The sequence below is a fragment of the Flavobacterium buctense genome, from assembly GCF_014486695.1.
Classification (GTDB): Bacteria; Bacteroidota; Bacteroidia; order Flavobacteriales; family Flavobacteriaceae; genus Flavobacterium; species Flavobacterium buctense.
Map to the genome: position 1 here is coordinate 165,469 of NZ_JACTAB010000005.1, position 12,057 is coordinate 177,525.

Below are 12,057 nucleotides of genomic sequence, written 5' to 3' on the forward strand. Positions count from 1 at the left end.
TTAAACCAATCCTTTTTTTTCTTCTACTTATGATACATTTATCCGCTAATTAAAAAATAGGAAGACAGCCAATTTCCAAAAATAAGATTCGGAAAATTAAAAATGGTCTTCGCCATATAGGTGAAATTTATAAAGTTCAATACGATGAGCAGACTTATGAAATGAAAGAATCTTTTGTTATTCAAAAAGAAAGCTTTGTTTTGCTCAAAAGAAACTTTGTTAGAAGCAATCATAAAGAATAATACAAAATAAAAGTAAAAATTACTGACCGAGAAAAAACGATTTCCATGGAGGACAGAAGAGGCAAAATTAGTCAGTGAATAAGACAACAAAGCCATTATTAATAGATCTTCATAAAACTGATTCTTGGCTAAAAACTTTTTCCTTTTAAGGATAAAAAACAACAAACTAAACATTAAAATTTGTCTCGAATAAGCAATTATTCCTCTGTTAATAGCCCTTCGGGCAGAACCTTCTTTTACTGCTTTTGCATATCGCTGGTCGTTGTTTTCAATGCCTTCTTCAGAAGCATAAGCATCTACTTGATTGGAGATACTTTCTCTTAGATATTGCTTGGAAAAAGTATCCACCACACTTGAAAGATTAGAATTAGAATACACAAAAGACAATCCAAATAGTAAGATAACAATATTGGTTCTTTTTTTTAAATTCTTGATTGCCAAATAAACAAAAGGCAAAATGGTGTAAAAAAGAAATGAAAAGTGAATGAAAGGTGTTAAAAGAATGATATATAAAAATTTCTTCTTACCGTTTAAAGTATATTCTAACAAACACCAAGAAAAAAAAAGCACTGCCGAATTGTATCTAAACGCTGTAACCACTGTAAAAGGAAGAACGGTATACAATGCTAAAACATAAAACCATGGAATATAGGCTCTATAATTTGGATCTAAATTATCCGAGATTACTTTAATACACTTATAGAATAAAAAATAATAAATCGTTGTAAAACAGACCGTAATAAAATAAAAATCACTTGAAACTGAATTAATTATTTTGGACAGAAGCGGGTAAAAGAAATCTTTTTCCAAAAAAATATCGACCAAAGAAATATTTTTATAATAGACCGAACGAGTTACATACCTATACATGTCAGAAGTAGGCGCATTAAACATGTTAATTCCAACAAATACAGAAAAGAACAAGAAAAACAAAAGTAAATATCTCGATTTTAAATCTTTGAATACACTTATTATCGTTGGAAGAGGCCAAACAAAAACAAAAAGTAACTTAGGTACAATACTGCTTCTCATAACTTTTTATTTATCGGTAATTTTAGTATTATACTTTTCTAAAAAAAGCACCTTTTTCAACAAAAAATAATTAAACAAATATAAAAATATGTAATTAATTAGAATTCCGATAGATATACTACTTAATAAATCAACATCAAATACCCAGTGACATAAGATGGGGAAAAGGGCATACCCTAATAATTCGAAAAAAAGAAATTGGTACGCCTCTTTATAAGCCTTCAAAGTATAAAGAATGTTGTGTGTGGTGCCGTAACTTGAAAAAATAAATGCCACCGACATTATTTGGATGGATACTATTGAAGCAGTAAACTTAGGAAAAAAAGTTGCTATTATATAAGGCATAAAAGCAATAACCACTATGGAAAACGGTAGACATAGTAAGGGATAAAATAAAATCATTTTCTTCATGTAAGGCCACAACAAGGCCGCTTTTCCTTCCTTACCATACTTAAAACCCATTTGGGGTTGTATGAACTGATTAATTTGACTAGGCAATAAATTCATCATGCCTTTTAATGCCATAGCAGGGGAAAATAATCCAAGTTGAAATACACCACCGATACTAAGTATAATCCATTTAGGAAAACTTTGTGCCAACACTCTTAACTGATAAAACGACATTATAATCATGCCTCTTTTTAACAATTTCTGTAAAAAAGCTTTTGAAAAATCCGGTTTTATATCCTTGTATGGTGAAAAAACAAAGAGCAAAATGGTATGCTGTACAACTACAATGATATTAAATAACAGTATGCCATAATAGTGGAATTTATAAACAAAATAAGCTGAAAATAGTGTTAATATACTTTCAATACTATATATTTTAGTCAGCTTATCAAATGATTTTGACGTTCTAAAGGTAGAAATCATATGCAAGGTCAATGACGTACTTGCCGCAATAACACAAATAGTTCCAATACCCAGCGTAAGATCTAAGTTAGCTGTAAAAAAGAAAGAAAGAGCTGTGATAACAATACCAACAAGGAGGAATAGAATTGAAATAAAATAAGAATACCATCTTGCGGAAGCTATATATTTCTTATAATCTTTATCGTTATTTCCCATTAATACGGGTAGCTCAATAGACAATCCATTTTGAATGCCCAATTGAAAAAAAGGAATATAGGCTAAAAAGATGGATACGGCATTCCACATACCAAGCTCATAAGGATTCAACCATTTCATAATAACAATCCCAACTAACATTTTGGAAAAGCTATTAATGGTACTCGACAAACTATAGTAAGAACCGGTCTTAATTAAATCGTTTGATTGAAACTTATGGTAAATTTTCTTTAACATTTAAAAAACAATTTCATTCATATTGTCAATATTAACAATATAATCTGTAGGGTTACCTATATCAACTTGGGTAAAAATATTACCAAATTGATAGAGTTTATAGGTGTAATAAAATTTGCAAGTTTCATTATAAACAAACATTGAGGTTGATGCTGCGCTCAAAATAATGGTGTTTTTCATAGTCAGCACATACAATTCGGCCGGAATTATGTCTTTTATAATTACAATATTTTTATAATCATTATATAACTCAAGTTGACCCGGTTCTGAATTGGGATGTGCTTTGTATATAATTTTTCTTTCGGGGTACTTTTGAATCAAATAATCAAAAATTTCTTTTTCGCGTTCCCAATAAATTCTTTTCCAAGCTTGACCTAAGTATAAAATAGATTCCACATCAAAATCAACCTTGAAATTGAATAGTTGATTACAAAATTTGATAGATTCCTCAGAGTAATAGGGCAATTGAATTAATTTTTTCTTGGTTCTGTTATTATATCTCTCAGGATAAGTTAACCACACTTCATCGACTTCTTTAGAAAATGCATATTTATAATTGTTGTGAAAACCAATTAATGCCATTTGCTTTCTCTTATACATTTCCTTATAATCATTGAGTGTATCTCTGAGAATACAATACAAAAGTCTTTTCTTTTTGTAGTGATGGTAAGGTTTAGTTCCGTCTTGCAATAACGAAATAATAATATCCGTTTTTGATAATTTGTTTAGTAGGAACAACGTTTCTGAACAGTTCTCTTGAAAAAAGAAAAAACGTTTAGGATTAAGCTCTTTTAAATGCTTGACAAAGTCAGTATTCCCAAATTTGTTTCGTTCTAGTTTTTTAAAATCTATAAAATCTTCATTGCTCTCTAAATCATTATTAATCCTTCCTTTCAGGTAATAAATAATATTATTATAATCTTTATATTCACTGAAAATAGTATTCACAGCCATTAACACATGGTATTGTGTCCTAACTAAAAACACATTCGTTTTCTTCATTTTCATATACCTAATTTAATTCCTGTTCTAAAGTTGCATCCATTTCCAAAAAATCCAAACGCATTCTGGTCCCTTTTTCTACCTCTTGACTGCTCTTTTTTCCAATAATTTGATTATAATATTTTGGATGCAAACCGAAGCCCGGTCTGATACTTTTAACATGCTCTTCAGTGATTACTTCTCCTTTTTTCAGGTCTTTAACAACATACAAGGAGCGCGAAAAATCTTTGCCTTTGGCTTGTTTATCCGTTAATTGATAATCAACAACACCGATGGCTTTTTCTGCTTCTCTTACAGCTTTTACCATATCGGTAAATTCTTGTTCATTCATCGAAAAGGAGGCATCCGGTCCTCCGATAGATCGGTCTAAAATAAAATGCTTTTCGATGATTTTGGCACCAAAACAAGTAGCCACTAACGGAACAGTAGCTCCCATGGTATGGTCAGACAAACCGGTAATTACGCCAAAACGTTCTGCAAAATCTTTAACCATAACCATATTGGCCTCTTCAATCGGCGCAGGATAACTTGAGGTACATTTCAATAAAGCAATATCGGTATTACCCATTCTTCTGCAAGCGGCTAAAGCCAATTCAATATCTTCTATTGTAGCAATTCCGGTAGACATGATTATGGGTTTTCCTTTGCTGGCGGTATATTCAATCAAAGGGATATCAGTAATCTCAAAGGAGGCTATTTTATAAGCCGGAGCATTTAATGATTCTAACAAGTCAACGGCTGTTTTGTCAAATGGGGAAGAAAAACAAATCAAGCCGTTTTTTTCTGCTTCTTCAAATAAGGCCTGGTGCCATTCCCAGGGAGTATAGGCTTCTTGGTATAATTCATATAAATTTTTGCCATCCCAAATAGTCCCTTTGATTAAAAAATCATCTTTTTTGGAATCAATAGTAATAGTATCCGCAGTATAGGTTTGTAATTTTATACAATCTGCGCCGGCTCTTTTGGCGGCACGAACTGTTTCTAAAGCGGTTTCTAAACTACCGTTATGGTTGGCAGAAAGTTCTGCAATTATAAAAACCTGTGACTCTTTATTTATAGTGAAGTTCTTAATCTTCATAATTTGAATTTTAGGGTATTTTCATTTAAAAACTCCTCCTTAAAAAATAAATCTCTAAAGATTTTTAAAGAGGCCTTATTTTCATTCTCAACAATTCCTACGATAGAATAAGCTTGCGAATCCAATCTAAAATGCGCAATTCCTTCTTCTACTATTTTTTTTCCAAAACCTTTTCCATGAAACTTCGGATCAATCAAATAACTGATAACCGCTTCCTCTGCAACTTGGTCAAAACGAATAGATCCGATCGGCTGACCATCAATCATAGCAATGTAATAATAGACTTTTGAGTCGTTAATTTTAGTATTAAACCATACCGTATGACTGTCAAATTCAATTTTATTTTTAGTTAAGGCATATTGCCTAACCACTGCATTGGATGCCCATTCAAAAGTTATATTGACATCTGAACTAATAGCTCTTCTGAGCACCATTTTGTTTTTATATTGGGCATGAATTACCACATTTTTAAATTTGTTTTCAAAAAAACAATGGTCTTTCAGTACGGCTTCTTTTTGAAAACCGGACGATTCAAGTGCTTTATACAAGTGTGGTCTCAAATCAAAAGCATAAGTATATAGTTTATGCAAATTCAAATCTTGAAAAGCAACTTGATTGATTAAACCTAAATAAGCGCACCAAATCTCATGAAACCGCAAACTTTCCAAAGCAGTATTCATTATAAAAGATATCTCAGCATTTTTATCCACCCAATTGATATGAACTAAACCACCATAACCTATACAAAGGTCGTTTTCTAAAAAGGAAAACAGTATTTGATTGGGTTGCTCTTGGTCAAATAATTTTGAAACTACGTTGTTAAAATAATGATCTTGGTCTTCAATGGTTAATGGCTTTTGCTGGCGCAAATGATAAATTTGCTCATTTCGCCATTTCATAATGGCAATTCTATCCTCAAAACGGATAGGAACTATGGCAAAATTACCAACGGAAAACACTTGCTTATGCAATACTTTGTATTTCATAGGGCTAATTTAATCTCTTGAAACCCGAATGACAAATGGGTCCTTCTAACAAAGAATTTAGGTCTAAAGTTCCATTTTCATGTTCTTTTATTTTTTTATAAACCGTATCTAATTCCGTAAAATATTGGTCAAAATCAGCGTCTTCATGCGCAATGGATGCATAAAAATTAGTACTGGCCAAAAATCCTTTTTTCAACATTTCCTGAGTGATAAAAGTTTTGAACAATAAAGCATTATCACTATTAAAAGCATAAGTAGTTAATGATGGAATTCCCGATACCGTTATGGATAGGTTATTAGACTTAGCTAACTCTTGCCATCCTTCCTGCATTTGCTTTCCTTTTTCCGTAATAATTTCCCATGACTTAATGCGTTCCATTACCTCAAGCGTCTTTAAAGCCGCTGTCGGACCGATACGTTCGGTCCAAAAAGTACTACTGATAAAAGTCTTCTGAGCAGCTTCCATCACAGATTTTTTTCCAACCACTGCGGTCAAAGCATATCCGTTTCCGATTGTTTTTCCATACATAGCCATATCCGGTTCAACACCATATTTTTTATAAATACCGCCAAAGGTTTCTCTAAATCCCGAGGTACATTCATCAAAGATAAGGACGATATTATTTTGGGTCGCTAAATCTCTGACTTTCTGTAAAAAATTATCTTCCGGGCCAAAATTTCTAACCACTTCCATTTTGATTACTCCGATATCTTGAGTAGCAACAATGGTTTCTAATTCTTTAATGTTATTGTAATGAAAAGGAAAAACAGAATCTTTTAAATTCTTGGGAACACCTGCAGGCTCTAAACCGGGCAATAAATGACCGGAAAGTCCATCGCCACTGTTATGATTAGTAGATAAATACCAATCATGCCAACCGTGATAACCACAAATGGCTACTTTATCTTTTCCGGAAGCCGCTCGGGCAATTCTAATGGCTATGGCATTGGCTTCACCTCCACTTCGGGCAAAACGAACCATGTCTGCCCACGGGTTAATTTCAATAAGTTTTTCCGCCAAATAAACTTCCTCAGGACAATTTAAGGTACTCATATTACCATTAAGCACCGTTTTCATAACGGCTTCATCCACTTCATCATGTCCGTAACCTAAGGTATTGGTACCTATTCCCATGATTGACATATCTGTAAATTGGTTTCCATCCAAATCCCAAACTTTATTTCCCTTTGATTTCGAGAAATAACTAGGCCAATTGTCCGGCAAAAACATTTCCGGTCTTTTGGACAATAGCATCGTACCACCTGGAATTAGTGTTTTTGCTTTTTCATATAATTTTTGTCCGGTTCTGTTACTCATTAGTCTCTTTATTTAATGATTTTAAATAGCCTTCGTTTCTGATAATCTTTTGATTCTCTAGTATTTCCTGATGGTCTAAAATGTAATGGGTATAAGACTTCCAATCTTGGTCAGTGCCTAATTTTTGTATTAAGACCGCTACCGTTTCTAAATCTGAGGGTTCATCAACGGTCATTCTCACATGATTAAAATTTTCAGGAGCATTATAATTCATGGCTTTGAACATATTGCCCTTATTGAAATCCGTATTTTTTCGAATATAAGGCGTAACATGTTCTCTATCGGATAATAATGTGGCTTCTTCCCATGCTTTTTGCAAAGCTTTAAAAGTAAAAACCTCTACATCTTGTCCGTCGGGGAAATTTTCAATCAATATGTTGGCGCCGTAATCCAATTTATTGTCTTGTACCATGCTAATAACTTTGTCTATTAGTTGGGGATCAATCAAAGGACAATCAGAAGTAACCCGGACAACATAATCCGGATTATGATTCACCACTGACTGATAAAACCTATCCAAAACATCTTCAGTCGAACCTTGAAAAGCTTCTATTCCGGCATTATTGGCTATAGAAATTATTTGATCCGATTTGTTCTCATGAGTAGTAGCCACTAGTATTTGACTGGCTAATTTTGATTTTTTCAACCTTTCGAGATGCACACCAAGTAAAGTAGAGTCTCCTAAAGTCTGAAGTACTTTTTCAGGAAATCTGCTACTGCCGATTCTGGCTTGAGTTACAATTATTGTTTTGTTCATTACCATTTTGAAGGATTTAACAACGCTAAATTTGTTACATCAATTAAGTCGATTTGACTAAAAATTTCATTATCAATGGCTTCTTCTGCCCATTGGATATTCTTTTCAAGTTGAGCAACAGTATCAACTCCAATTAACACTTTGTCAATATAATTTTTACTGAGTGCATACTGCAAAGCTAAATGTCCCATTTCGATTTTATGGTCAACAGCTATTTGCTTTAGCTTATTTAAAAAAGGCTTTACACCTATTAACTTTTCGGGTATTTTATCTTCATTTAAAAAAAATAATCCTTGTAAAAAACAAGAACGGGTGTGAATCTCTTTTTTTTGTTTCCTTAGTTTTTCAATTACAACACTTCTTTTCAAATGATTATCTAATAGATTAAAAGGAAGCTGTACAACGCTTACCAATTCATCAGTAATCAAAGCTTCCATTTCCACATTAGTATAAACTGAAACCCCTATTCTTTTAAAATAACGAGGAAATCCGATGGCATAAATTTCTTTTAAATCTGTTTTATTAGTAAGATAAGACTCAAAGGAATGAAACATAATTGTGTCAATCTGTTCAAGCTTCATCGAATGAATACTATTCATCAAAGACGGCAACCATGGTACTGTGGCATCTTTGCTAAATTTAGTATTTATCACAAACTTTTGATTAGTGTTTAATGCATGAAAATCACCAATCCTATTTTCCGCTAGTCCATAAGCTGCGGCAGTATCTAGCGTTCTGATTCCTGAATTAAAAGCACTAGCTAAAATAGCATTTACCTCATTTCCAGAGGGCATGCCTTTTTCATTATTGATCCCATAATCAATTCCAAATTGTACGGTTCCCAATATTAACTTCTCTTTCATGAAAAATCAATTTAGGGATTTACAATTTTATTTAAAATGGATTCAGCTTCCACTTTATCAAATTCCCACCATTGGCTTTCTAACAAAGCTTCCCTTTGAGAAGAAGTAAGTCTTTCCGAAAGAATTTTAGCCGGTGTACCTGCCACAACGGTAAACGGAGGCACGTCTCTAGTCACAACCGATTTACTTCCGACAACTGCGCCAATGCCTATCTCAATGCCCGACATGATGGTAACCCCTTCTCCTATATAAACATCGTGGCCTATCTTTAAAACATTTGTCTTTTTAAAATCTATGGTTTTGTCTTTGGAACAATCCAAACTTTCCTTGGTTTTTCCAAATTGATAGTCAAAAGGATAAGTAGTTAACCTACTCACATCATGTCCGATGAGTCCAAGTCTGCAATCGGCACCAATATGACAATAATTACCAATCTCAACATTATATAAAACGGTGCTGGGCTTAAAATAAGAATATTTCCCAATACTAGCCATGCCTACTCTTCTCGATTGATCACTATAATAAACTTCTGAATAATATCGTTTAATCTTCTCAGGAGCGACATTCAAGGAAATTAATTGCTCTTTAACCCTTTCAAAAGCGATTATACCTACTACAATCAAATCAAAAAGTGAAAGTTTGGCCTCGTAAGGGCTCAAAACGCTAACACCTTCATAAGTGGAGCCACTCAATCTACTATCATTATCCAGAAAAACAAAAGTCACCTCTTGATTGTTGATTAATGCAGAAGAATATAAGCTTCGGTATACTTCCAATCCTTCTCTACAGGCTCCAAAAACAGCTATGTTTTTCATCATTCTTAATTATAAAAGCCAACAACTTTATCAATTACAAACTGTTGTTCTTCCTCTGTTAACGTTGGGTACATCGGTAAACTAATACAGTGTTTATAATAGTTTTCCGCTTTAGGCATATCATCCTCTTTCCAGCCCATTTGTCTATAATAAGGCATTAAATGACAAGGAATATAATGTATTTGCGCAAAAATATTTTGAGTTCTCAAGAAGTTATAAAGCCCTAATCTATTCTCCACTTCTATAATATACAAATGATAAGCATGCCCTTCAACTACTCCGGATTGACCTTTAATAAATGATTTTCCTTTGAAGGCTTCTTCATATTTTTGGGCAATGGTTCTTCTTCTGGCAATCCCTTCTTCTGCTCTTTTTAATTGACTTAAACCTAAGGCAGCTTGAAAATCGGTTAGTCTGTAATTAAAGCCCAACTCTTGCATTTCCATATACCAACCCGGATAATTAGTATCTCCACCTGCGAACTCGATTGTGTTAGTATATAAATGGTCCGATTTTACTATGCCATGCGTTCTGAGCATCAACAATTTTTTATATAACTTTTCATCATTAGTGGTAACCATACCGCCTTCTCCTGAAGCTATGTGCTTAACCGGATGAAAAGAAAAAATCGCCAAGTCGGCAAAATTTCCGTTGCCACAGTTTTGATGATTTCCATTACTATCGATAAAAAAACCTCCTGGAGAATGACAAGAATCTTCAACTATCCAAAGATTATATTTCTCTGCTAAGGCTTTAAATTTTTCCAAATTGACGGCTCTTCCGGCAAAATCAACCGGAATAATACCATGATAAGTACCTAATGGAGAACCTTCTAGTAATTTTTCAACCGAATGATAATCTAACAAATAGGTTTCCGGGTCAATATCGGCAAAAACTACTTCGCCACCACAGTAACGAACACAATTGGCAGAAGCAGCAAAAGTGATGGGAGTGGTGATTACTTTTTGACCGGGTTTAACCTCTAAAGCCAGCGTACACAAATGAAGCGCAGCAGTTCCATTAGCAACAGCCACGGCATACTTACTACCAATGTATTGGGCAAAAGCCTCTTCAAAAGAGGCAATCATTGGTCCTTGTGTAAGATAGTCAGATTGTAATGTGGCAACCACCGTAGCTAAATCTTCGGCAGTAATATTTTGTCTTCCGTATGGGATTGCTTTTCTCATAGTACAAAATTGGAATCAACATGCTCCTTGATTAAAGCCCTCATACTGTCAACCGTTTCCCATTCGGTATTTTCTCCCGAATTATAAGTAAACCCTACCGGTACTTTTACGGCATCAAAGCTGTCAACAAAATTTTCTACAGACCAATTAGGTCTTGAAGGTAAAATAGCATAATATTTTCCTAAATCGTAAGTATTAAAGGAGTCAGAAGCAGTAATCATTTCTTCATGAACCTTTTCTCCCGGACGAATACCAATGATATCTTTTTTGCATTCCGGACCTATGGCTTCGGCTACATCTAATATTTTATAGGATGGTATTTTAGGCACAAAAAGTTCCCCGCCCCAAGCATGTTCTAAGGCATGCATTACCATATCAACACCACCTTGCAATGAAATATTAAATCTTGTCATTTCCGGGTCTGTGATTGGCAATATCCCATCTTTCTTCTTTTTGATAAAAAAAGGAATAACCGAACCATTGGAACCCATCACATTTCCGTAGCGAACTACCGAAAAGCGAATTGGATTATGTCCTTTGATATTATTGGCAGCTACAAATAATTTATCCGAGGTTAACTTAGTAGCGCCATACAAATTTATTGGAGCACAAGCTTTATCAGTTGATAAGGCAACAACTCGTTCAACGGTAGTCTCCAAGGAAGCGTGAATTACATTATCAGCTCCGCCAATATTAGTTTTTACACACTCATCCGGATTATACTCGGCTATGGGCACATGCTTCATAGCAGCGGCATGAATAACATAGTCAACTCCTTTAAAAGCTCGCATTAAACGCTCCCTATCTCGAACATCGCCAATAAAAAATCGAATTTGAGGAAAACGTTGGGAAGGATAATCCTGAGCCATCTCAAATTGTTTTTGCTCATCTCTCGAGTAAATAATCAATTTCTTGATTTCAGGATGTTTATGAAGTATGTGAGAAGTTAGTGCTTTTCCAAGCGATCCTGTACCACCGGTGATTAACAACGTTTTGTCTTTTAGAAACATTTTTTTGTTTGTGATTTAATAATTTAAAGTTTGGAATTCAAGGAGACTACAGCGAATAAAATCATATAAAATAGGCATAGTTACTTGAGTCAAACAACAACTTAAACAATAAAAGTTGTTGCTGTTAAAAATCAACCGTTTCAGCGATTATAACGATTACAAATATAAATAAATTTGAAGTTTAGTCACCAAAAGGAGAGAATAAATAGCAAACAGTTTTCACCAACATTAAAATCCGCCTTATCTACTCAAACTTTGACCAAATAAAGACCTCTCGTCTTTTCACATCCGAGTGAAACTAATATTATAAGTCAATAGGAAAAAATAAAATAACTAGTATCCTTAGCAAACTTTACGGTTAAAAAAATCCCCATCTCGTTTACCGAGACAGGGATTAATTTAAAATTTATAATTTATAATCTATAATTTGATTATCGCTTCACAACTCTAAGGGCTCTAACT

Annotated in this window: 11 protein-coding genes; all 11 read right to left on the reverse strand. The window is 33.8% G+C overall.

Annotated elements, in window-relative coordinates:
- Positions 1-38: 38 nt before the first annotated feature.
- From ICG50_RS09820 to pseB, 11 genes are read right to left on the reverse strand one after another with little or no spacing between them, the layout of a single operon-like run.
- Positions 39-1,274, reverse strand: a complete 1,236-nt coding sequence (locus ICG50_RS09820) for an EpsG family protein (protein ID WP_187660739.1) — start codon at positions 1,272-1,274, stop codon at positions 39-41.
- A gap of 6 nt (positions 1,275-1,280) precedes the next feature.
- Positions 1,281-2,579, reverse strand: coding sequence for a lipopolysaccharide biosynthesis protein (locus tag ICG50_RS09825; RefSeq protein ID WP_187660740.1), 1,299 nt, complete (start codon positions 2,577-2,579; stop codon positions 1,281-1,283).
- Positions 2,580-3,587 (reverse strand): polysialyltransferase family glycosyltransferase, encoded by a 1,008-nt coding sequence (locus ICG50_RS09830; protein WP_187660741.1) that lies wholly within the window; start codon positions 3,585-3,587, stop codon positions 2,580-2,582.
- A gap of 4 nt (positions 3,588-3,591) precedes the next feature.
- Complete coding sequence (pseI, locus tag ICG50_RS09835) at positions 3,592-4,659, reverse strand: pseudaminic acid synthase (protein WP_187660742.1); 1,068 nt, start codon at positions 4,657-4,659, stop codon at positions 3,592-3,594.
- Positions 4,656-5,645: a GNAT family N-acetyltransferase gene (locus tag ICG50_RS09840; protein ID WP_187660743.1), complete on the reverse strand. Its 990-nt coding sequence runs from the start codon at positions 5,643-5,645 to the stop codon at positions 4,656-4,658. Before ICG50_RS09840 ends, pseI begins: the two co-directional genes overlap by 4 nt.
- A 4-nt stretch (positions 5,646-5,649) precedes the next feature.
- The gene (locus tag ICG50_RS13110) at positions 5,650-6,963 is read right to left on the reverse strand and encodes an aminotransferase class III-fold pyridoxal phosphate-dependent enzyme (RefSeq protein ID WP_222940178.1); all 1,314 of its coding nucleotides are present in this window, start codon (positions 6,961-6,963) and stop codon (positions 5,650-5,652) included.
- Positions 6,956-7,720: a cytidylyltransferase domain-containing protein gene (locus ICG50_RS13115; protein ID WP_222940179.1), complete on the reverse strand. Its 765-nt coding sequence runs from the start codon at positions 7,718-7,720 to the stop codon at positions 6,956-6,958. Before ICG50_RS13115 ends, ICG50_RS13110 begins: the two co-directional genes overlap by 8 nt.
- On the reverse strand, positions 7,720-8,583 hold the full coding sequence (locus tag ICG50_RS09850; protein WP_187660744.1) for an aldo/keto reductase: 864 nt from the start codon (positions 8,581-8,583) through the stop codon (positions 7,720-7,722). Before ICG50_RS09850 ends, ICG50_RS13115 begins: the two co-directional genes overlap by 1 nt.
- A gap of 11 nt (positions 8,584-8,594) precedes the next feature.
- Complete coding sequence (locus ICG50_RS09855; RefSeq protein WP_187660745.1) at positions 8,595-9,398, reverse strand: CatB-related O-acetyltransferase; 804 nt, start codon at positions 9,396-9,398, stop codon at positions 8,595-8,597.
- A gap of 5 nt (positions 9,399-9,403) precedes the next feature.
- Positions 9,404-10,585, reverse strand: coding sequence for a UDP-4-amino-4,6-dideoxy-N-acetyl-beta-L-altrosamine transaminase (gene pseC / locus ICG50_RS09860; RefSeq protein WP_187660746.1), 1,182 nt, complete (start codon positions 10,583-10,585; stop codon positions 9,404-9,406).
- The gene (pseB, locus tag ICG50_RS09865) at positions 10,582-11,595 is read right to left on the reverse strand and encodes a UDP-N-acetylglucosamine 4,6-dehydratase (inverting) (RefSeq protein ID WP_187660747.1); all 1,014 of its coding nucleotides are present in this window, start codon (positions 11,593-11,595) and stop codon (positions 10,582-10,584) included. The genes pseC and pseB overlap by 4 nt, the downstream gene beginning before the upstream one ends.
- Positions 11,596-12,057 lie beyond the last annotated feature (462 nt).